Source organism: Bradyrhizobium sp. 197, from assembly GCF_023073375.1.
Taxonomy (GTDB): domain Bacteria; phylum Pseudomonadota; class Alphaproteobacteria; order Rhizobiales; family Xanthobacteraceae; genus Bradyrhizobium.
On sequence record NZ_JADPJJ010000010.1, the window covers coordinates 82320 to 102225 of the forward strand.

At 64.3% G+C, this 19906-nt stretch carries 22 protein-coding genes and 1 pseudogene; 11 read left to right on the forward strand and 12 right to left on the reverse strand.

Annotation, left to right across the window (positions count from 1 at the left end):
* Position 1: 1 nt before the first annotated feature.
* Positions 2–1111 (forward strand): M48 family metallopeptidase, encoded by a 1110-nt coding sequence (locus IVB27_RS04115; RefSeq protein ID WP_247441619.1) that lies wholly within the window; start codon positions 2–4, stop codon positions 1109–1111.
* Positions 1112–1119: 8 nt separating this feature from the next.
* Here the strand turns inward: IVB27_RS04115 and upp are convergent, their stop codons facing one another.
* From upp to IVB27_RS04135, 4 genes are all read right to left on the reverse strand, one after another.
* Positions 1120–1749 (reverse strand): uracil phosphoribosyltransferase, encoded by a 630-nt coding sequence (upp, locus tag IVB27_RS04120; RefSeq protein WP_247348786.1) that lies wholly within the window; start codon positions 1747–1749, stop codon positions 1120–1122.
* Between the two features lie 99 nt (positions 1750–1848).
* Positions 1849–3087, reverse strand: a complete 1239-nt coding sequence (locus IVB27_RS04125) for a URC4/urg3 family protein (protein WP_247441621.1) — start codon at positions 3085–3087, stop codon at positions 1849–1851.
* Between the two features lie 7 nt (positions 3088–3094).
* Positions 3095–4351 (reverse strand): GTP cyclohydrolase II, encoded by a 1257-nt coding sequence (locus tag IVB27_RS04130; RefSeq protein WP_247441624.1) that lies wholly within the window; start codon positions 4349–4351, stop codon positions 3095–3097.
* 281 nt (positions 4352–4632) lie between these two features.
* Positions 4633–5268, reverse strand: coding sequence for a VOC family protein (locus IVB27_RS04135; RefSeq protein WP_247441626.1), 636 nt, complete (start codon positions 5266–5268; stop codon positions 4633–4635).
* Positions 5269–5378: 110 nt separating this feature from the next.
* Between IVB27_RS04135 and IVB27_RS04140 the strand changes: the two genes are divergently transcribed.
* Both IVB27_RS04140 and IVB27_RS04145 read left to right on the forward strand, forming a co-directional pair.
* Positions 5379–6506 (forward strand): threonine synthase, encoded by a 1128-nt coding sequence (locus IVB27_RS04140; RefSeq protein ID WP_247441628.1) that lies wholly within the window; start codon positions 5379–5381, stop codon positions 6504–6506.
* Between the two features lie 89 nt (positions 6507–6595).
* Positions 6596–7402: a class I SAM-dependent methyltransferase gene (locus IVB27_RS04145; RefSeq protein ID WP_247441630.1), complete on the forward strand. Its 807-nt coding sequence runs from the start codon at positions 6596–6598 to the stop codon at positions 7400–7402.
* Between the two features lie 34 nt (positions 7403–7436).
* Here the strand turns inward: IVB27_RS04145 and IVB27_RS04150 are convergent, their stop codons facing one another.
* Together IVB27_RS04150 and IVB27_RS04155 are read right to left on the reverse strand one after the other, a co-directional pair.
* Positions 7437–8252, reverse strand: a complete 816-nt coding sequence (locus IVB27_RS04150) for a DUF2927 domain-containing protein (protein WP_247441632.1) — start codon at positions 8250–8252, stop codon at positions 7437–7439.
* Positions 8253–8335: 83 nt separating this feature from the next.
* Positions 8336–8914, reverse strand: coding sequence for a L,D-transpeptidase (locus IVB27_RS04155; RefSeq protein WP_247441633.1), 579 nt, complete (start codon positions 8912–8914; stop codon positions 8336–8338).
* Positions 8915–9006: 92 nt separating this feature from the next.
* On the opposite strand from IVB27_RS04155, the gene IVB27_RS42945 reads away from it, so the two are divergent.
* The 4 genes and pseudogenes from IVB27_RS42945 to IVB27_RS04170 all read left to right on the forward strand — a co-directional run.
* Complete coding sequence (locus IVB27_RS42945; RefSeq protein WP_256467659.1) at positions 9007–9132, forward strand: hypothetical protein; 126 nt, start codon at positions 9007–9009, stop codon at positions 9130–9132.
* Between the two features lie 47 nt (positions 9133–9179).
* Positions 9180–10727: an acetolactate synthase large subunit gene (locus IVB27_RS04160; RefSeq protein WP_247348794.1), complete on the forward strand. Its 1548-nt coding sequence runs from the start codon at positions 9180–9182 to the stop codon at positions 10725–10727.
* A 183-nt stretch (positions 10728–10910) separates the two neighbouring features.
* Positions 10911–11429, forward strand: a complete 519-nt coding sequence (locus IVB27_RS04165) for a hypothetical protein (protein WP_247441635.1) — start codon at positions 10911–10913, stop codon at positions 11427–11429.
* A 43-nt stretch (positions 11430–11472) separates the two neighbouring features.
* Positions 11473–11659 (forward strand): annotated as a pseudogene (locus IVB27_RS04170) (hypothetical protein); the annotation flags it as partial.
* 32 nt (positions 11660–11691) lie between these two features.
* Here IVB27_RS04170 and IVB27_RS04175 read toward each other — a convergent pair.
* The 4 genes from IVB27_RS04175 to IVB27_RS04190 all read right to left on the reverse strand — a co-directional run bounded on the left by IVB27_RS04175 (position 11692) and on the right by IVB27_RS04190 (position 14649).
* Entirely contained in the window at positions 11692–12219 is a 528-nt protein-coding gene (locus IVB27_RS04175) for a hypothetical protein (RefSeq protein ID WP_247441637.1), read from the reverse strand.
* A gap of 106 nt (positions 12220–12325) precedes the next feature.
* Positions 12326–12820 (reverse strand): DUF302 domain-containing protein, encoded by a 495-nt coding sequence (locus tag IVB27_RS04180; RefSeq protein WP_247441638.1) that lies wholly within the window; start codon positions 12818–12820, stop codon positions 12326–12328.
* A gap of 51 nt (positions 12821–12871) precedes the next feature.
* A complete protein-coding gene (locus tag IVB27_RS04185; RefSeq protein ID WP_247441641.1) occupies positions 12872–13747 on the reverse strand; it encodes an alpha/beta fold hydrolase in 876 nt (291 codons plus the stop codon).
* A gap of 131 nt (positions 13748–13878) precedes the next feature.
* On the reverse strand, positions 13879–14649 hold the full coding sequence (locus IVB27_RS04190; protein WP_247441643.1) for an alpha/beta fold hydrolase: 771 nt from the start codon (positions 14647–14649) through the stop codon (positions 13879–13881).
* Between the two features lie 215 nt (positions 14650–14864).
* Here IVB27_RS04190 and IVB27_RS04195 point away from each other — a divergent pair, with 215 nt between their 5' ends.
* Complete coding sequence (locus tag IVB27_RS04195) at positions 14865–15824, forward strand: AraC family transcriptional regulator (protein ID WP_247441669.1); 960 nt, start codon at positions 14865–14867, stop codon at positions 15822–15824.
* 90 nt (positions 15825–15914) lie between these two features.
* Here IVB27_RS04195 and IVB27_RS04200 read toward each other — a convergent pair whose 3' ends face one another.
* Complete coding sequence (locus IVB27_RS04200) at positions 15915–17450, reverse strand: peroxidase family protein (RefSeq protein ID WP_247441645.1); 1536 nt, start codon at positions 17448–17450, stop codon at positions 15915–15917.
* A gap of 317 nt (positions 17451–17767) precedes the next feature.
* Positions 17768–18001, reverse strand: coding sequence for a DUF3551 domain-containing protein (locus IVB27_RS04205; RefSeq protein ID WP_247348800.1), 234 nt, complete (start codon positions 17999–18001; stop codon positions 17768–17770).
* A gap of 245 nt (positions 18002–18246) precedes the next feature.
* On the opposite strand from IVB27_RS04205, the gene IVB27_RS04210 reads away from it, so the two are divergent.
* The 3 genes from IVB27_RS04210 to greA all read left to right on the forward strand — a co-directional run bounded on the left by IVB27_RS04210 (position 18247) and on the right by greA (position 19805).
* Positions 18247–18585: a hypothetical protein gene (locus IVB27_RS04210; RefSeq protein WP_247441647.1), complete on the forward strand. Its 339-nt coding sequence runs from the start codon at positions 18247–18249 to the stop codon at positions 18583–18585.
* 160 nt (positions 18586–18745) lie between these two features.
* Positions 18746–19231, forward strand: a complete 486-nt coding sequence (locus IVB27_RS04215; RefSeq protein ID WP_247441648.1) for a hypothetical protein — start codon at positions 18746–18748, stop codon at positions 19229–19231.
* A gap of 91 nt (positions 19232–19322) precedes the next feature.
* On the forward strand, positions 19323–19805 hold the full coding sequence (greA, locus tag IVB27_RS04220; RefSeq protein WP_247441651.1) for a transcription elongation factor GreA: 483 nt from the start codon (positions 19323–19325) through the stop codon (positions 19803–19805).
* The last annotated feature ends 101 nt before the right edge of the window (positions 19806–19906 follow it).

Genomic DNA, 19906 nt, shown 5'->3' on the forward strand with positions numbered 1-19906 from the left:
TGTGAGTGAGTTGCCCACCGATGTCCCGGCGCAGTCCGCAAAGCCGACCATCTTCTTCGACGGCGTGTCGAGCCGCAGGCGGCAGGTGACGCTGGTGCTCGGCGACGCGCTGGAGATCCTCGAAGAGGGCGGGACGCCCGTTGTCTGGCCCTATACCGACATCCGTCGCGCCGACAGCCCGGCCGGCATTTTGCGGCTCGCCTGCGCTTCCGCGCCGCCGCTGGCACGGCTGGAAATTCGCGACGCTCTGCTCGCCTCAGACGTGACCGTCCGCTGCGTACGGCTCGACGAGCACCAGACTTCGCGCCGCGGCGTCGCAAAAATCGTCGGCTGGTCGATGGCTGCCGCCGTCTCCATCGTCTGCGTCGTGCTGTTCGGTGTGCCGCTCGCTGCCGACCGCCTCGCGCCGCTGGTGCCGAAACCAATCGAGCGGCGCATTGGCGATGCGTCGGAGGTTCAGGTCAAGACCATCTTCGGCCGCAATCTGTGCGAGGATGCGGCGGGGAAAGCGGCCTTCATCAAATTCGTCAATCGGCTGCGCGATGCCGCCGGCCTCGACGACGATTCCATGACCGCCGGCGTGCTGCCGACCCCGGTGCCGAACGCGTTCGCGCTGCCGGGCGGCAAGGTCTTCGTGCTGAAGGGCCTGCTCGACAAGGCCGAAAACCCCGACGAGCTCGCCGGCATCCTCGCCCACGAGCTCGGTCATCTCAAGCACCACGACAACATGCGCGGCCTGATCTACAACGGCGGCACCTCGTTCCTGATCGGCCTGTTGTTCGGCGACGTCACCGGCTCGAGCGCCGTGATCTTCGCCTCGCGCAGCGTGGTCGAGGCTTCCTATTCGCGCGAGGCCGAGACCGCTGCGGATACGTTTGCCATCGAGATCATGCACAAGCTCGGCCGCTCGCCGAAGCCCGCGGCCGAACTGATGTTCCGCATCACCGGCAAGGAAGGCGGCGGCCTCACGTCGATCCTCGCGAGCCATCCGCTGACCGAGGACCGCCTCGCCCGCATGACGAAAGAAGACCGCCCCGCCAGCGGCCCGCCGCTTCTCACGGATACGGAGTGGCAGTCGCTGAAGTTGATTTGCGGCAGCGGGAAGATCTGAGCTTCGCCTTATCGCGTCCCATAGGCGCGGTCGCCAGCGTCGCCGAGGCCCGGCAGGATAAAGCCGTTCTCGTCGAGACCTTCATCCACCCCGGCCGTCCAGATCGGGACGTCCGGATGCAATCCGCGCAGCCGTTCCAGTCCCTCCGGCGCGGCGATCAGGCAGGCCAGCCGAATATCCTTGGCGCCACGCTCCTTCAGCCGATCGATTGCGGCGACGGCCGTGTTGGCGGTCGCAACCACAGGCGTCACCACGATTGCGAGGCGTTCGCCGAGGTCGGACGGCGATTTGAAGAAGTATTCGACCGCGGCAAAACTGTGCGGCTCGCGGTAGAGCCCGATATGCGCGACGCGCGCGGTCGGCACCAAATCCATCATGCCGTCGACGAAAGTCGTGCCGGCGCGCAGCATGGGAACGAACACCAGCTTCTTGCCCGCGATCTTGGCCGAGTGCATCCGTGCCAGCGGCGTGTCGACCACGACGTCGGTGAGCGGCAGGTCGCGCGTCACCTCGTAGCACAGGAGCATGCCGATCTCCTTGATCAGTTCGCGGAATGACTTTGTCGAAATGGACTTGTCCCGCACCAGCGTCAGCTTGTGCTGCACCAGCGGATGATCGACGATCGTGACGCCTTCCATAGTGGATGCTCTTGCTTTTTCCCTTCTCCCCTTGTGGCAGAAGGTGGCGCGAAGCGCCGGATGAGAGGTCTGTTTCCGCGAATTCAAACGATCTGGTTATCAGAACACCGTGCCGTCGCTGATCACCTTGAGCGGCGGCGAACCGTCGGGCCGGCGGGAGAACGCGATGGCGCGGCCCGCGGCCCAGGTGCCGCCTTCCAGAATGCTGGCGAGCGGCAATGTATCGGGGGTGCGGCCGAGTTTTGCGCGAACCAGTTCGGCAAGCCGGTCGAGCAGCGCCACGGTCAGCGCGCGCCACTCCACGACGAGAGCTGAATCCACCGCATGCGCGCGCTCGGCGTCAGCCGCATCGCGCAGGCGCAGCACCTCGTGATCGACGAACAGGCCGCCATTGCGGTATTCGGCAAGCCCGGTCAGGCCGTCGATGTCGGTGACATTGAATCCGGCGCGCTGGAGCGGCTCGATCAGCGAGTAGCTCAGCCATTGCGATAGCTTGTGCAAGGGCACAAGGCCCGCAGTCGCATCGTCCGTCTTGATTGCAGGATGGCGCCAGCAATCTCCGAGCGGAATTCCCGCAAGTTCCAGCCGCGAAGGCCAGATCGGTCCGAGCTGGTTCAGCACGGCGGACAGGATCGCGGGTGCGGGAAGCGCGCCGCCATTCGCCTGCGCCGCGATGTGATCGAACAGGCCCCCCGGCCGCGGCGTGTCGTGCGAGCCGAACACGTCCGCTCGCTCCGCCACCAGCTTGCCCAGACGCCGCAGCAGATCGGTGCGTCCTTCGAGCCCGAGCAGCGGATTGGCATCGCTCACCTGAAAGGCGGCTGTGAGCGCGGCGAGCGGCAGTTTTGCGAGCACGTCAGCATCGGTCCTGAACGGTACGCTGGCATCGCGGGAAAAGAGGCCGCTCGCGAACATGTCGAGGCTTGCGATCGCAAGCCCTTCGGATCGGCCAATGCCCTGTCCCGTCACGGCGTCGCGGTATCGCCACGCCGCACCCGCGCCGGCATCGAGCAGCACGCTGACGATGGCAAGGTCAAACTCCGCACGCGCTCGCGCCGCGCGATCGGGCCATGAGGCCGCGTCCGCAAGTCGCGCCCAGCGGTCGATGCCACCGAACACGAAATGCCGCCACCGCGCGTGGAACGGGATCTCAAGCGTCGGATAAGCTTTTCGCGTGACCGCGAGCACGGCCTCCGCAACGCCGTCCATGCGATCGAGATCGATCGTGAAATGCGTCAGCCCGCCGTTCAGGCCGATCTCGAGCATCTCGCCGGCACGCGCGCGAACCGCTGCTGCGCTGAGCAGCGAACGGGCCTGAAATTCCAAAGCGTCTGCCATCAATTGATCAGTATTTTTCCAACGAACGCCCGACCACGTCGTCGACGTCCTTCGCCGGCCCGATGTCGTCCGAATAATAGCCGGCGGCCTTCTTCGCGGCGATCTCGACATAGGCGTCGGCCGGGATCAGCTCTGGTGGGATCGGCACGCGCTCGACGATGTCGATTCCCTGCGAGGTCAGCGCGTCGTGCTTCATGTCGCTCATCGACAAGAAGCGGTCGATGCGCTTCAGGCCGAGCCAGTGGATCGTGTCAGGCATCAATTGCTGGAAGCGCGCGTCCTGGACGCCGGCGACGCATTCGGTGCGCTCGAAATAGGCGGCGGCCGCATCGCCGTCCTCCTGGCGCTTGCGCGCATTGTAGACCAGGAATTTCGTGACCTCGCCGAGCGCGCGGCCTTCCTTGCGGTTGTAGATCACGAGCCCGAGCCCGCCCTCCTGGGCGCCGCGCGCGGATTCCTCGATGCCGTGGATGAGATAGGGACGGCAGGTGCAGATGTCGGAGCCGAACACGTCGGAGCCGTTGCACTCGTCATGGACGCGGCAGGTGATCTTGGTGCGATGGTCGGGCAGCTTGGTGACGTCGCCGAACATGTAGATCGTGGTGCCGCCGATCGGCGGCAGAAACACCTTCATGTCCGGCCGCGTCACCAATTCGGGGAACATGCCGGCAGTCTGCTCGAACAGCGTGCGCCGCAGCTCGGTCTCGTTGGTCGCAAAGCGTTCCGCAAGGCCGGGCAGATACCAGACCGGATCGATCGCGATCTTCACCACCGACACGCTGCCATTGGCGTGGACGACATCGCCGTCGGCGCGCAGGCGTTTTGCGGCGAGCGCCTCGCGGATCTCCGGCAGGTCCAGCCGCGCGCGCGTTACCGCGATGCTCGGTCGAATGTCGATGCCCTCGGCGATGTCCTTGCCGAAATTCTCGGCGACGAGATGCCCCCAGGGATCGAGCGCGACGATTTTTGCGGGATCGCTCCATTGCGGAAACGGCCCGATGGTCGCCGCGGGAAAGGTGTTGGTGAGATCGGGACGCCGGATAGGATCGAGCGCGCCGGCGGACACTGCGAGCGCCCGGTACATCGCATAGGAGCCGCCATGGCTGCCGATCACGTTGCGATCCCCTGCGCGCGACACCGTGCCGATGATCGGCCCGCGGGCGCGTGCGTCGGCGGCGCCCCAGTGGATCGGGAAGGCGGCCTTCCGGCCCGGCTCCGGATGGGAGGTCAGGCGGATGTGTTCTGTACGGTTCGCGCGGCTCATGACCAAACTCCTAAAAAACCAACGGCCCGCCGCTCGGACGGGCCTGGCTCGGTCGCGTTGCCGGTCCGGTCACCGGCGGCGCAAGATCAATCCAACATATTGTAGCGGTGAGCTGCGATAGACAAGTTAATCGTGCCCGCGCAGGCTCGCCCTTGCCGATGCTGTTCATACAGGTATTCGCGCGCTATGACCGGCGCGCGACGCCGGCACGGGCCACGGGCTGTGAGCTATATCTATGTAATTGTTTGTGTTTTTAAAGGGGCGGGCGTCCCGTGGTGCGCCTAAGCCAGTTGCCGCTCGCCCCCGGGCGTCCGGATCACCGCGCGAAACGACGGCTCGGGCTCACGGCTGAAACGGATACGCGGATCGTCCAGAAAGCCCGTCAGCGACGACCGGATCGTGTCCGCCTCGGGGTGCCATATCTCGAACGCCAGCAGCGCGCAGCCGAGGTCGGGCATGCGCGAGGCCGGATGCGGGCCGGCCGGCCACTCAATCACGGTCGGAAACGCGCCATCGAACGGCATCGAGCCGTCGGGCGGGACGGAGATCAGCCATTCGAGATTGCCGCGCGTCACAGGGATCGCCGGCCGGGCGGCTTGCGGGATCTTCGCAAGCGCTGATGCGATATCGGATGTGCTCACGACCCAGGTCATCAGCCGCGGCGAGGATGCGAGCGCTGCATGCGTTCGCGGATCGTCCATCGCGAACCAGCGCGGCCGGGTCGGCGCCGGGGCCGACGGGTTCGGCGCGATGACTTCGAGGAACGCCGTCTCGCTCAGCCGCAGCAGATGATTATGCGTTCCCATCAGCGGATGCGCACCGCCGGCCGGCGGCGCGATGCCGAGCGCCTGCTCGACATAGGCAACGCCCTCGGCAAGGTCGTTGGCGGCGACGGTGATGTGGTCAAGACGAAGCATGGTCAACATCTTGCACAAATTGGCCGCGTCTACACCATCCAAACAGGTGACTGGATAAAACCGGCATATTCGGACATATCGACAGATCGGCTCTGTCTCCGGAGAACGCCATGCCTGCCGCCAGCTACGTAGACCCCCGCAACGCAAAGCTCTATCCGCTGGACCAGCCGCGCTGGTGCTCGGACGAGCGCACGCCTCTGCTGGTGACGCCGGGGGCGGGCATATCGCGCGAGGACATTGAGCCCCGCACCCGATCGCTCTGGCGCTACCGGGCGGCGTTGCCGGTCGAGATCGCAAAGCCGATCACGCTCGGCGAAGGCTGCACGCCGCTGGTGCAGCAGGATTGGGGTGACCTGCGCCCGTTCTTCAAGCTCGAATGGTTCAACCCGACCGGCAGCTTCAAGGACCGCGGCTCGGCGGTGATGCTGTCCTTCCTCCGCCAGATCGGTGTCGACGCCATTCTGGAGGATTCATCCGGCAATGGCGGCTCGTCGATGGCGGGGTTGGGTGCCGCCGGCGGCATGCGCGTGAAGATTTTGGCGCCGGCATCCACGTCGCCAGCCAAGATCGCGCAGGTGCGTGCCTATGGTGCGGCGGTGCAGCTCGTCGAGGGCCCGCGCGAGGAGTCCGAGGCGGAAGCCATTCGCCAGTCCAGCCAGACCTTTTACGCCAGCCACAATTGGCAGCCGTTCTTTCTCGAAGGCACCAAATTGCTCGCCTATGAGATCTGGGAAGATTTCGGCTTTCGCGCCCCCGACAACGTCATTGTCCCCGTCGGCGCCGGCAGCTCGCTTCTCGGTTGCGCCTTCGGCTTCCGCGAGTTGCTGAGGGCAGGCCAGATCGCAAAGCTGCCGCGGCTGTTCGCGGCGCAGCCTCAAAACTGCTCGCCGATCGATGCGAGTTTTCAGGCGGGCGTTGACACGCCTGTCGCGCGCGAGGTGAACAAGACCATCGCCGAAGGCACCGCCATCAAGAATCCCTTGCGCCTGCGCGAGATCATCGGCGCCTTACGCGAGAGCGGCGGCGGCACCGTTGCGCTCACGGAGGATGAGATCGTCGCCGCCCTGCGCCGCCTGGCACGGCAGGGCCTGTTCGGCGAGCCGACCAGCGCCAGTGCGGCCGCGGCCCTGGAAAAACTATCCGCCACAGGCGCCATCAAGGCGAACGAGACCACGGTCGCGGTGCTGACCGGCACCGGCCTGAAGGCCGCGACCACAGTTGCCGATCTCGTGCAGTAGGGCTGGCGCGACCGCCTTTGCGGTGCGTTGAACCTTTGGCATCCTTGGTTAGCCTCATGAAAACTGACGTCGAGCGAAGGGAGAGTTCCATGACCGCACAAGACCCGTTTGCTGGTTTCAAGGCAGTCCAGAAGGAGGCCTGGTCGCTGTTCACGCCAATGGAAGTGTTCACGACGCCCGCGGCGGCCAAGCTCGTGAGTTTCGCCGGGGTCGCTACCGGCCAAAGGCTGCTGGATGTCGGATGCGGCACCGGCGTTGCCGCGATCACGGCGGCGCGCCGCGGTGCAAAGGTCAGGGGCCTCGACCTGTCTCCGGTCCTGATCGAGCGCGCCCGCGAGCACGCGCAGCTGGCGAACCTCGATCTCGACTTCGCCGAAGGCGACGCGGAAAGCCTGCCCTATGGCGACAACGAGTTCGACGTGGTGCTCAGCCAGTTCGGCCACATGTTCGCGCCGCGCCCCGAGGTCACCATCGGCGAGATGCTGCGCGTGCTGAAGCCCGGCGGCACCATCGCCTTCTCCACCTGGCCGCCGCATCTCTATGTCGGACGGATGTTCGCGCTGATCGGCCGCCATCTGCCGCCGCCCGAGGGCGTGGCCTCACCGGTGTCGTGGGGTGATCCGAAGATCGTCGCCGAACGTCTCGCGGGGAAGGTGAAGGATATCTCCTTCGAGATGGACATCATGAATCCGTCCGCACTCAGCCCGCAGCATTTCCGCCGCACCATGGAAACGACGATCGGGCCTTTGATCAAGCTCGTGGCCCAGTACAAGGACGAGCCGGACAAGCTGCGAAGTTTGCGCAGCGAGTTCGACGCGCTGATCTCCGAATATTTCGACGGAAGCAACAACGTGATGCGCCAGCAATTCCTGATGACGAAGGCGAGGAAAGTGTGACTGCTTTCTCTTCTCCCTTTGTGGGGAAGGCGCCTCACTCTTTCAGATCATTCACGCGCGTCACCCAAATGCGCACATCGGTGAGCACGTCGGGCAGCACCGCCTTGACTTCCTGTATGGTCATGCCGGCCTTGATGCGGGGATCATAGAGCAGATTGAGGATGTACTGGTCGTAGACGTCGAAATACCCCATCGAGACGTTGTCGTTGAACATGGTCCAGGGCACGCTCGCGGTGTCGTTGATCGGGCCGAGCGATTGCAGCAGCTCCTCATAGGCGCAGTCGAGGAAGGTGAAATCGCCGTTGTCGACGGTGAGGATGACGTCGGAATGCTCGATCTCGTAATTGTCGTTCTTGCGAAAGCCGGACAGGCATTGCGGATCGAGCGAGGTGCGGATCTCGCGGGCCTTCGCCGCGCCGTAGAAGCTCGAGATGGTGCGGAACAGATCGCTGTCGCGCACGAGCTTCACCCGCACATTCGCCGCCTCGCTGGTGTCGATCATGGCGATGTCGAGATGCTGCACGCGCTTGCCGATGTCGGCCACGACTTTTGCGAGCTGCGCCTTGCGGTCGGCGCGGTCGCTCTCGGCGAACACGCGTACCGGCCCGTCGAACTTGCGGATGCGGTCGACACGGCCGGCAAGGTGGTATTCGGCGCCGAACGCCGTCTTCAGAAAGCCATCGACGATCTCGCCGTCGGTAAAGCTCTTCTTCTCGGCGCGCTGGCGCGAGGCGATCGCGGGCAATTCGCCCGCGACGGCGATGGTAGCGGTGTCAGGGACGAACGCGACGGTGGCGAGCGCCAGCAGGGCGATGCGAAAGCCGGACGAAGACGGGGCCAATGCGCTCATTGCCGGGCGACGCTGCCGTATTCGCAAGCGACGCACAAGACCTCATATTCACGCGCTCGCGGTTTCGCGCGATTCGTCGCCCATTAGTTGTTGAGCACGACCACGGTGGTGCCGACCCCGACGCGGCCGTAGAGGTCGCTGACGTCGTCATTGGTCATGCGGAAGCAGCCTGAGGACACCGCCTGGCCGATCGTCTCCGGCTCGTTGGAGCCGTGGATGCGGTAGAGCGTCGAGCCCAGATACATCGCGCGTGCGCCGAGAGGATTCTCGATGCCGCCCTTCATGTGACGCGGCAGGTCCGGCCGGCGGGCCAGCATCTGCGACGGTGGCGTCCAACCCGGCCATTCCTTCTTGGCGGTGATCCTGTGCACTCCGCCCCAGCGGAAGCCGTCGCGGCCGACGCCGATGCCGTAGCGCAGTGCCTGGCCGTTCTGGAGTACCAGGTAGAGCCGGCGCTCGCTGGTGTTCACGACGATCGTGCCGGGGGCGTATTTGCCGTTATACATGACGGTGGTCCGGGGGACCGGGCTCGAGCCGCCGCGGAAGAAGTTCGGGCCGCCGCCCATGATGTCGCGCGTGTCGAACTCTTCGGCGAAGGCGCCGCCGGCGGTGGCCGACAGCAGTGCGATGGCGGCGATCGGTGCGGCAAAAAACCGGATCATTGTTTCCCCCAGCAAAAATCGATTCAACTGAAGTCACAGGCCATATTTGCGGGCTTTCCGCAAGCCACGGCCCCGTGAGGCAGGCATCCTTAATGAAGGAAGTTACCAAATCGGCAACCACGCCAATTTGGCGAAAAGCATTAGCCAAACCGGCGCATCGACGCGCGGGGCAGGGCGGCGATGCCGGCTATTGCTTTGACGAGACGAGCGAACAATGATTGATCGGACGGATTGTTGGAAAATTGCCGGTTACGGGAGCTGACGGATGAACGGTGCGGAAAGTCTGGTGCGGACGATGGTCAAGGGCGGGGTTGACGTCTGCTTCTCCAACCCCGGCACCTCCGAGATGCATTTTGTCGCAGCGCTCGACCGCGTGCCCGGCATGCGTTGCGTGCTCGGCCTGTTCGAGGGCGTGGTGACCGGCGCTGCCGACGGCTATTTCCGCATGAAGGGCACGCCGGCCTCGACGCTGCTGCATCTCGGTCCCGGTCTCGCCAACGGCCTTGCCAATCTGCACAACGCCAAGAAGGCGAATTCCGGCATCGTCAACATCGTCGGCCAGCACGCCGTCTACCACATCGCCTACAACGCGCCGCTGACCTCCGACATCGAGGGCTTGGCCCGGCCGATGTCGTCCTGGGTGCGTACCTCGCCGAACTCCAAATCGGTCGCTGCCGATGGTGCCGCGGCGATCGCCGCCGCCAGAAGCGCGCCGCCGCAGATCGCGACCCTGATCCTGCCCGCGGACACTGCGTGGAACGAGGCCGACGGCATCGCCGAGGTTCCGGCCGAGCAGCAGCGCGCGAGCTATTCGCCGCAGGCGGTCGAGCAAGCCGCAAAGATCCTGCACGGCGACGGAGAGGGTACGCTGCTGCTGATGACCGGCAGTGCGCTGAGCGAGCAGGGGCTGGCGCTGGCCGAGCGCATCGCCGCCAAGACCGGCTGCACCGTGATGGGCCCGACCTTCCGTCCCAGGATGGCGCGCGGCCGCGGCCGCTTTTCGATTGATCGGATCCATTACGTGATCGACAACGCGCTGCAGATGCTGGCGAAGTTCCGTCACATCGTGCTGGTCGAGTCCGACGATCCCGTGGCGTTCTTCGCCTATCCGAACAAGCCGAGCATACTTAAGCCTGAGGGCTGCGACGTGCATCGCATGACCTCCTGGGGTGAGAATTCGGTCGCAGCGCTGGAAGCACTTGCGGGCGCGGTGAAGGCCAGTGCGAAGGACGTCAAGCCGCAGGCCGCGCAGGAGCTGCTCAAGCCGACCGGCGCGCTCACCCACGCCTCGATCGCGCAGTCGATCGCCTACGCGATCCCCGAGAATGCGATCCTGATCGACGAATCGCTGACCACCGGCCGCGCCTTCTTCCCGCCGACGGCGGCCGCCGCTCCGCACGACTGGCTCCAGAACATGGGCGGCTCGATCGGCTTCTCGACGCCGCTCTCGATCGGTGCCGCGATCGCCTGCCCGGACCGCAAGGTGATCTGCATGGTCGGCGACGGCAGCGCGATGTACACGATCCAGTCGCTGTGGACGCAGGCCCGTGAAAACCTCAACATCGTCACCATCGTGTTCGCCAATCGCATCTACCAGATCCTGCGCGGCGAGTTCGACAATGTCGGCGCCGGCGAGCCCGGCCAGCGCGCCAACGACATGCTCCGCCTCGACCGGCCGACGCTGGATTTCGTGGCGCTGGCCAAGGGCATGGGCGTCCCAGGCCGCGCAGTCACCAACGCTGACGAGTTCAACAAGGCGCTGGCCGAAGCCGTCGCCGAGCCCGGACCGCGGCTGATCGAAGTCCAGATGTAGGATCTGGTCGATCGCGCCGCGAATTCCGGCCTCATCCTGAGGAGCCCGCGTTACGCGGGCGTCTCGAAGGATGGTGACAGGCGGGATACGGGCCTTCATGGTTCGAGACGCGCGTTCCGCGCTCCTCACCATGAGGGTCTGGTGACGGCGCATCGGAATGCGCGTGATGGGCCGGGGAGCACGATGCAGACCGAGCTGAACAAGGTGATCGCGGCGCTCCGGGACTTTTACGCGCACGAAGGATTCCTGTTCGAGAAGGATATCGGCGAGCGTGCGGTCACGCACCGCTTCGCCGTGCATCTGGAGAAGCAATTCTCGGGCTGGTCGGTGGACTGCAACTACGACCGGCTCGGCGAGCGCACGCTGCACCTGCCGCACGGCACCATCATCTCGACCGACGATCATCTGGGCAAGTCGATCTATCCTGACGTCGTCGTGCATCAGCGCGAGATCCCGAACAATTTGCTCGCCGTGGAGATCCGCAAGGCGAGCAATCACACCCCGCTCGATCACGACCAGCACAAGCTGATGGCGCTGACCGATGCGCATGTCTGGTTCGCCTACTGGATCGGCGTGCTGCTGGTGCTGGACAGGCACCATGTGACGATCTCGGAGGTCTATGTCAGCGGCGTCGTCGATCAGCCGCTGTCGCGCTGGTTCGCGACGCGCCTCGCGGAGAGCGGCCTCGGGACGGCGCGTTAAGTGGGACGTGACGTGCAACTGCGACGCGATCGGCTGGCGTCGAGCGAAAGTGATCGTGCTTCCGCCAACCGCTGCCCGCCGGCCATTCCAGCCACGACGCCGCTCTCCGATTGCCGGACCCGGCATCGCCGTCGAAACGACTCTCGGCAGCTAACGCGCAGATGCCGTCATCCGGACCGAAGATCGCCGAGGCCCGGTCATTCGGTCCTCCGTCCTCGGTCTGCAGCTGAGGCGTCGGTGCCGAACAATTGAGGCCTCGCGCCTAGCCCTTCGCTGCGGGTACGGGCGGCACCGGCAGAATGATTTCGGAAGCGACCTTCCAGTCCTTCCCGACGCGAAGCCAATTGATGATCATCAGAAACGGCCTCGCTGTTCCATCCTGCCCCGCATAAGAGACCGTGATGTTCGTCGGCACGTAGGACTCGGCGACGTCGCGCGTCAGGCCGACAACCCGCAGCTTCGCATAATCTGGCTCGAGCACGACCGGACCGGAGCTGCCGATATCATGCAGCTTTTGATCAATCGCCTCGTTGCCCCAAAAGCCGGCCCAGTTTCCCTCGGACGGAATCGCGCTCTTGGCCACCAGCAGGGTCGAGGGCGATTGCCAGAACATCTCATGCAGAGCCTTGAAATCATGCTTGTTGGCCAATTCCATCAGCCTGCCGAACTTCGATTTGATCGCGCTGAGGGTCGCAGCATCCAGCGGCTCTTTGCTGACGGCGGGAGCGGACACGACAGGCCCGATGGAAAGAGCCGCGACAGTCAGAGTGACAAGAAGCGTCTTGTACATGCAGGAATTTCCCTTCCAATGTCTGGCCCACGTCATGACAACGTCCATCGCGCCGCGATGGGTATGAGTTACCCACTCCATCGGCCGAAGACGTCATAAGGACGTTTTAGCTTGCACATTCGCTTAGCAAGGTTGTGATCTTCGCATCGAGATTTCGAGCGACGGCCAAGGCGTCCGAGTTGCCATTATGCAGGAGATAACTCTCCATTTTGTCATAGGAGACGTGCACGCCATCGGGACGTTCGTCGATAAGCACGGTGACCGGAGCGTAAGATCCGGCATCTGGCACGTGCTTGACCATCTCTTTCATGATGAGTGGATTGCCGACCACAAGCCGTATGATCCTGGGTGTCCTGGATCCGGTTTCACGACGCAGAATGTCGCCGAGGTCGAATTCCGCGAAGAGCATGAGGTTCGTTCGGCCGAGGCCGCTTTGTACGACGTGCTCCAGGTCCGCGAAGGAATTCGTTGCCCTCGTCTCCTTGAAAAATTCGATCATGTCGGGTTGCCCGACCGCCGACTTGAACGCGGCCACGACAGTGTCGAATGGTTTCGAGCTCGTGAGGCTGAAACGCTCCACCTCGAATTTGGCGATTGTCATCTGTCCTCCGTAACAACTCTCAGGGATGATCGCGTCGGAACGTGCCGGGTGTTACGTAGAAGCGGGCTGTGCATCCAGGAAGGTTCGGACGTGGCTGACAAAGGTCTCGTGGTGCTGAAACAGCGCGCCGTGTCCTGAATCGGGATAGAGGACCAGCTGAGCGTTGCCGAGTTCCCTAGACATTGCATAGGCGTTGTTTGCGGGCAGCATGGTGTCGTGGCTGCCGCTGACCACGAGAGCGGGCTGGCGGATGGCGCGCAGAATGGCGTGCTCGGGATCAGGGGTTGCGCACCAGGTGATCAGCGCCTTGGCCTGCGGATCGGTGACCGCGCTGCCGTTATCGGTGTCGCGGTCGTCCTTCCGCACTTTCGTGCGCTTCAGGAACGCCAGGCCGGACGACCGGCTGGCGGACGAATTCGTGAAGAACAGTGGCAGACGTGGGTCCGGCGCATCGGTCTGGGAAAACGCCTGCTGCAGAACCGCTAACAGGTGTTCTTCCCCGCCTTTCGGCGCGGTGCCGACGAGGATGAGCTTCCGGACCAGCCGTTGGTGCTCGACGGCGATCTGTTGGGCGACGCAGCCGCCGAGCGAAAAGCCCAGCAGGTCGACTTCGGAGAGGCCGAGCAGGTTGATGAAGGCGACTGCATCTCTCGCCATCGCTGCGATGTTGTCAGGCGTTTGGCCCGTCGAGCGACCGACCCCGGCGTTGTCGAATGCGATAACAGGGCGATCGCTGGCGATGGCGTTGACGACCGCGGGATCCCATGCATCGATGTTGCCCGAGAAATGCTGCAGGAGAACCAGCGGCGTTCCGGTAGTGGGGCCGAGGCGACGATAGGCGAAGCGGATTCCGTGGCCTTCGATGTAACGGGTCGGCGCCGCTTCGAGCGTGGCGGCGTCCTGGCTCGCGATGTCGAGTTGAGTCATGTCATCCTCCGGATGCTTGGCACAAATAATCGAGTGGGGAGACTGGTGTGGCGCAGCGACCGAGGCCTTCCTCTGTAGGCCTCTGAGCGAGCGTGCACGCTCCCGGCGCAAAAGCGCCGGGAGCGGTACCGTCACTTCGCGAGCGCCGCCTTTTCGATGACCTCAGCGACTTGCTTGGCATGGACGACGAGCGAGGCATGGCTGCCGGCGACTTCCGTCGTCTGAGCCTTGATCCTGGCTGCGAACGACTTCTGGGCCTCGGGAGCGAGGACCTTGTCCTTCGTGCTGATGACATAGAACGTCGGCTTGTCATGCCAGGCCGCAACGTCGACGGGGGCTTCGAACGCAACGTGGTTCAGTGGAAGCTGCGAGTTGGCGAGGTGCGTGGCGATCTCCGGAGGAAGGTCAGCCGCGACGGCCGACGGAAACACCTTTGGATCGATGTACAAATTGCCCTTCGCGTCGGGATGGATCGCATTGCCGCCTTCGGTCGGCGGGCCGGCCTTTGCCAGCGACGCCAGGGATTCACCGACCTCCGGCGCGAAGGCGGAGACATAGACCAGCGACGCAACCTTGGGATCGTTGCCGGCTTGCGTGATCACCACGCCGCCCCATGAATGGCCGACCAGAACGGTCCTGCCGTCCTGCTTCGCGAGCGCCTGTTTGGTGGCATCGACGTCGGCGGCGAGCGAAGTGAGCGGATTTTCCACGAGCGTGACGCGGTAGCCTTTCTTTGTGAGAATATCGGCAACGGGCTGCCAGCTGGTCTGGTCCACGAAAGCGCCGTGCACGAGCACGATGTTGTGGGCTGCTCCCTTGGGTAGTTCGGCGGAACGAGCGGAGCCGACGAATGTCGTTCCGGCCAGGAGCACGCTGGCGGCTGAGAGAAGGATATGTCGCATTGATTGTTCCTGTTGGCATGTCGGACGAACAGAGTCCGGAGGAATGGACAGGCGTTTCCAGCAAAAGCGCGGTTCTTCCATCTGCCGTTGGCGAAATGGTTGGCGCACGTAACGTCGGCCCGCCGCGACATGAACTATTCTGCGGTCCTTCCGGACGATAGGGATCAATCGTCCGGATGTTGTGTCCAATCGTCCACCGGTCTAATCTCGGCGGCATGGACATCCTCGCTCAAGTGCTCGATCGCGTTCGTCTCGGCGGGACGCTGCTGTTTCACTTCGAGCTCGGCCATCCCTGGAGTCTGGAGTTGCCGGCGCGCCCCTACGCCCTGTTTCACTATCTCAGCCAGGGCTCGGCAACCCTCGCGCTCGCGGGTCAGGAAATCCAGATGAGCGAGGGCGATTTTGTCGTGATCACACGCGGCGAGCCCCATGTGTTTTATTCGGACCGCCGGGCGAAGCCTTTGCGAATTGCGGATATCGATCGATCGTCGCCGCGTCTTGGCGTCGTTCGACATGGCAGCCGTGCAAAGCCGCTCTCGACCATGATCTGCGGCAATTTCACGGTGTCACGGCCGCTGTTCGGCAGCGTGCTGGAGCTGCTGCCGCCCGTGCTCCTGTTGAAGCCGACGGCGGAGCGTGGATGGCTTGAAGCAATCCTGAGCCGCATGGTCGGCGAGTCCGCGCATCAGCGTCCCGGCCAAAGCGTCGCGCTCTCACGGCTGACGGAAGTGCTCTTTGTCGAGGTGCTCCGAAGCTGGATTGCGTCTCTCAGTCCCGGACAAGGCGGCTGGCTCGGCGCGATATCGGACCCGCATATCGGACCGGCGCTCAAGCTGATTCACGAGAACCCGGAGCGGCCCTGGACCCTGAGCGACCTTGGCCACCGCGTGGGGCTCGGCCGCTCGGTATTTTCGGCGCGCTTTACCAAGCTCGTCGGCCAGTCCATGCACCGTTATGTGATCGAACGCCGGATGGCGGAAGCGGCGTTCCTGCTCGAAACCAGCGGTGAGCCGATCGCACGGATTGCGAGCCAGGTCGGTTACGAGACGACCGCGGCGTTTTCAAAACTGTTCCACCGGCATCACGGATTGTCGCCCGGCCGCTACCGGGCCAACCGACACCTTGACGGAAGCCCCCCGCAACCGGACGGCTCGGCGGTAACAGTGTCCGATTGACCTCGACGAGGCGCGCCGGCCGACGCGGCGCGGTGGGCCACGAGGCCGCTCGCATGACACGAGCGGCCTTGCGTCACGTCCGTCACCCGCTCAATGCAGCGGATCGCCCTGGCCGAGCGCGTAGGCGACGATATCCTTCAGCGCGAAGCTGGATCCGGTCACCGGCGTCCATTGCGGGTCGAGCGACAGCATAGAGGAGTTTGCGCCGAACATCATACCGAGGAAGACCTCCGCGACGATGCGACCGCCGACGGGGCCGAGCTGCGGCGTGTTGATGGGGCCGGGCGCGCCGGTGACGGGGATCGTGACGGCGGTCTGGAACTGCCGCGCCTCGGCCAGGATGTAGGCCCAGAGCGGGCAATTGCCGGCAAATGCGCCGTTCGCGATGGTCGCGATCTTGACTTGCGGATCGCCCGTGCCGGGCTCGTCGACGGCCTTGCCGATGATGATCTCGTCGTCCGTCAGCGGGATCAGATTCATCGCCTTGGCGACGTCCTGGCCGGATGGCAATCCGAGCCGCCAGCTGCGCTCGAGATTGCGCAGCGCGAGCGACGACGGATTGGACGCGACTTCCGGCGGCAGCTTGCGCAGCGGGTCCACCAGCGAGGCATCGATGCGATAGGCGAACTGAAGCCGCCTCTTGTTGTCGGCATTGGTGTCGTCGTCCTCGACGCCATAGGCGCGCGTGTCCAGATCGATGAAGCGGCCCCAGTCCATGGCGCGTCCCGGGCCCATGGAACGGAAACCGGTCAGCGCGTTGTGGTCGGGATTGTTGGGGTCGGGGAAAATCTGCAACAGCATGTTGGCCGCATCGTTCATCCGGTAGCCGGGGCGGATCATGGAGTGCCCGAGCCGATAGGCCGCGACCGAGAACTCGACCGGCATGAACGGATAGGTCTTCCAGTGGTAGTAGGCGAGCTTGCTGCGGTCGTAGCGGCCCGCGGTCTTCAATTCGTCCAGCACGCTGGCATGAACGATGCGTGGCAGGAAGTCGTTCAGCACGACGTACTGATAGTGGAATCGAACGCGCTGCTGCACGTCCTCGAACGACAGGCTGTCATTGTCGTCGACCATGCGGTTGTGAAAGCGTAGCATCAAGGCCTGGAACTGCGAGACGATGCTGTTCTCGTCGTTGCGGGGATCGCCGATCAGCGCGCGGCCCTTGAAGCGCGGCAGGTCGCTGGCATCGGGCACGCCCGCGCCGGTCACCTTCTCGCCGAGGCGGAATTTGATGCCGTCATACATGTAGGGCTGGTCGTTCGGACCGCGGCCGTAGAGATTATCCAGATCGAGCGACGGCGTGCGGAAATCGACGAGCCCGTCGGGGTCCTGCTGTTTGGTCAGCGAGCTTACCGGATCGAAGGTGATGTCGTGATCGATGAACTGGCCGAAATAGGTGTAGAGCGCGGGAATGCCGCTCTCTTCGGCGTCCGGGCCGTCCTTCGGTCCATCGAAGCCCGCGACCATCTTGTCGGCCAGCGCCGACAGGTTCGCAACATTGTCGGAATCGTTCGGGCCGAATGTCGCCGGTTTGATCTTGCGGAACATGCGGCCGAAGCGGCCTTGCGAAAGCGGCGAACGCGTTGCGTTCAGACCGCGCGGGACAATTGCGTGGCGGCTGCTCATTGAAACACCTCCCTGAAGAATCGAATGAAACGGGCTAGTTTCTTGCGCTGGAGTTTGCAGCCTAAGCGCGATCACGCGTGCCACGAGCGAGATGGATCACAATTGCCGGGCATCGGAATCTTCGCAGGAGCCGCCTTGCCCGCAAGCCACGGCCGCGCATCGTGAATTTCTCCGTCACGGCGACGGATAACATTCTCGTCATCGACGGACGCAGGCGGCTTCGCACAGTTTCAATTCGCCGGGGCGTTGGCGAAGCGGATCGGCTTCACGTAAAAATTGTAGCGGCGCGCGCGTGGTGCGCGCACGCCGCGAACCTGTCAGTAGTCGCGCTGCTGCGAGAACGCGTAGCGCGGATTGACGCCGCAATAAGCGGACGTCCCGGAGGCGGTGGCCTGGCACTGCTGATAGCTCGTGAACTGGCAGTTGCCGGGATAGCCCCACATGCGCCCCTGCAGGCAATATCGATCGTTTGCAGGATGTGCCTGGGCGGCCGGGGATGCCACGGCGATCAGGGCCGCGAGCGATGCGAGAGTGAGGATGGTGCGACGCATTTCAGTCTCCTTCGAGAGCGAGTGGATAGGACTATGAGCTCGTCTGATGCAGGATCATGCCTGTGTTGGTGTCGGCGGAACGCCTTGCGTTCGCGACAAGGTACATCATGACGCAGCCGGCCACCGGCAATGTGATCTCGGCCACAGTTCACGATGGGGTTCCGGCCTATTGTGAGCGGACTTGCACGCATCGATCCCGGCGGACTACGCTTGCCTCATTCGGATCAGGAATTTTGGAGATTATGATGCAAAGGTCATGCTTGCTGGCTGCGACAGCAGCGCTGGCGCTTCTCATGCAAACACCGCTCGCGCTGGCGCAGGGCGCACCGGCTGCCGGCGGAACCGCGGCACCCGCGGCGACAACCGCCGCGCCGGCAGCGACGACGACAGCGCCGGGCGCAACCAATGACGCTTCCAGCCAGCCGACCGACCCCAAGAAGAGTGCGTCGAAGAAACCGGCGAAGAAGAAGATGACGCGGCAGCAGGAGATCGATCACTCGGTCGACAGCGGCACGGTGCCCGCGCGCTACCGCAGCTCGGTGCCCAAGCAGTACCAGCAATACGTTCCGTTCGATAAACGGTGACGGATCGCACGACCGCGCGAGGTGATCAGCCGTTGCGCCGCCGCTGCCATCCGCGTGACAGTCTTGAAACCAGGACCTTGGCCGGGCGGAATCCGGTCATACGTCCCCAGTGGCGGTCCGTGCGAGCGGTGCTAGAGTAGGCCGAAGCCTGGGGGGAGTAATGAGTGACGACGTGAAGGATGCTGGCCTTGTGGCCATGATCAGCAGCATCCTGGGAGGCAACAAGCGCGCAGCAGACAGTGCACCGCCGCCGCTCATTGAGGTTCCGCCGACGGCGCCGACGAACGGGTTTGAACTGGCCGAGCCGTCAACTCCCGATCTTGCGCCGGCCAAACCCGAGAACGAGCCCGATGCGGTGCCGGCTGTCACCAAGCCGGCCGAGCCGCCGGCGAAGATCGCCACCACGCCTGACGGCAAGCAGTTGCTGCCGGCCGAAGCGATCGCCGATCTCGTCCTGGGCGAGCTGCGCAAGCTCGAGAATTTTCCGGCGACCGGCGCCTCCGTGACGGTCTACGGTTACAGGCACTGGAACGCGATGATCACCTTCGCGCCGTTCTCGACCACGTTCCGGAATGCAACGCGGTTCCGCCAGGCCATGCCGGACCTCGTCTTCAAGCTGCGCCGGTTCGTCGAACTTGAGATATAGTCCGGGATAATCGCCAGCGGTCGTCCGGGGCGATTCCTCGCGGCGGGAAAGCGCAAGCGGTGAGCCCCAACAGTTCGACAGGATTTTCGACTTGAGCGTCGCCTTTACCAAAGAAGAGAGCGCGGAAACCGCCGCCGAGACGCTATTGCCGGATCGGCCGATCTCGCCGCATCCAAATCTCGTGACGGAAGCAGGCTTGCAGGCATTGCAGACGCAGCTTCAGGATGCGCGCGAGGCCTATGAAGCCGCGCAGCGCATCGAGGACGTCAACGAAAAGCGCCGGCAGTCGGCGGTGCCCTTGCGTGACGCCCGCTATCTCACCGAACGGCTGCGCACGGCGCAGGTCATTCCCGCCCCGGTGTCGACCGATATCGTCGCCTTCGGCAGCACCGTGACCTTCAGCCGCACCGATGGCCGCGTGCAAACCTATCGCATCGTCGGCGAGGACGAAGCCGATCCCAAGGCCGGCTCGATCTCGTTCGTCGCGCCTGTCGCGAGGTCGCTGATGGGAAAGGCCGTTGGTGACGTCGTGGGGGCGGGCGCGCAGGAGATCGAGATTCTGTCGATCGGGTAGGGATGCGATCTGAGGCCTAATGGTGGGCGTATAAGGATCGAACCCCGACAGCTCTGGCTTCGGACCGGTTTCGCCAACTCCGAGGCGCCGCTGGGTCAGTC

Excerpts from the sequence above, each read along its gene's own strand:
- upp (WP_247348786.1), bottom strand. The coding sequence starts at position 1,749 with ATGGAAGGCGTCACGATCGTCGATCATCCGCTGGTGCAGCACAAGCTG.
- IVB27_RS04125 (WP_247441621.1), bottom strand. The coding sequence starts at position 3,087 with ATGGCAGACGCTTTGGAATTTCAGGCCCGTTCGCTGCTCAGCGCAGCA.
- IVB27_RS04130 (WP_247441624.1), bottom strand. The coding sequence starts at position 4,351 with ATGAGCCGCGCGAACCGTACAGAACACATCCGCCTGACCTCCCATCCG.
- IVB27_RS04135 (WP_247441626.1), bottom strand. The coding sequence starts at position 5,268 with ATGCTTCGTCTTGACCACATCACCGTCGCCGCCAACGACCTTGCCGAG.
- IVB27_RS04140 (WP_247441628.1), top strand. The coding sequence starts at position 5,379 with ATGCCTGCCGCCAGCTACGTAGACCCCCGCAACGCAAAGCTCTATCCG.
- IVB27_RS04145 (WP_247441630.1), top strand. The coding sequence starts at position 6,596 with ATGACCGCACAAGACCCGTTTGCTGGTTTCAAGGCAGTCCAGAAGGAG.
- IVB27_RS04150 (WP_247441632.1), bottom strand. The coding sequence starts at position 8,252 with ATGAGCGCATTGGCCCCGTCTTCGTCCGGCTTTCGCATCGCCCTGCTG.
- IVB27_RS04155 (WP_247441633.1), bottom strand. The coding sequence starts at position 8,914 with ATGATCCGGTTTTTTGCCGCACCGATCGCCGCCATCGCACTGCTGTCG.
- IVB27_RS42945 (WP_256467659.1), top strand. The coding sequence starts at position 9,007 with ATGAAGGAAGTTACCAAATCGGCAACCACGCCAATTTGGCGAAAAGCA.
- IVB27_RS04160 (WP_247348794.1), top strand. The coding sequence starts at position 9,180 with ATGAACGGTGCGGAAAGTCTGGTGCGGACGATGGTCAAGGGCGGGGTT.
- IVB27_RS04165 (WP_247441635.1), top strand. The coding sequence starts at position 10,911 with ATGCAGACCGAGCTGAACAAGGTGATCGCGGCGCTCCGGGACTTTTAC.
- IVB27_RS04175 (WP_247441637.1), bottom strand. The coding sequence starts at position 12,219 with ATGTACAAGACGCTTCTTGTCACTCTGACTGTCGCGGCTCTTTCCATC.
- IVB27_RS04180 (WP_247441638.1), bottom strand. The coding sequence starts at position 12,820 with ATGACAATCGCCAAATTCGAGGTGGAGCGTTTCAGCCTCACGAGCTCG.
- IVB27_RS04185 (WP_247441641.1), bottom strand. The coding sequence starts at position 13,747 with ATGACTCAACTCGACATCGCGAGCCAGGACGCCGCCACGCTCGAAGCG.
- IVB27_RS04190 (WP_247441643.1), bottom strand. The coding sequence starts at position 14,649 with ATGCGACATATCCTTCTCTCAGCCGCCAGCGTGCTCCTGGCCGGAACG.
- IVB27_RS04195 (WP_247441669.1), top strand. The coding sequence starts at position 14,865 with ATGGACATCCTCGCTCAAGTGCTCGATCGCGTTCGTCTCGGCGGGACG.
- IVB27_RS04200 (WP_247441645.1), bottom strand. The coding sequence starts at position 17,450 with ATGAGCAGCCGCCACGCAATTGTCCCGCGCGGTCTGAACGCAACGCGT.
- IVB27_RS04205 (WP_247348800.1), bottom strand. The coding sequence starts at position 18,001 with ATGCGTCGCACCATCCTCACTCTCGCATCGCTCGCGGCCCTGATCGCC.
- IVB27_RS04210 (WP_247441647.1), top strand. The coding sequence starts at position 18,247 with ATGCAAAGGTCATGCTTGCTGGCTGCGACAGCAGCGCTGGCGCTTCTC.
- IVB27_RS04215 (WP_247441648.1), top strand. The coding sequence starts at position 18,746 with ATGAGTGACGACGTGAAGGATGCTGGCCTTGTGGCCATGATCAGCAGC.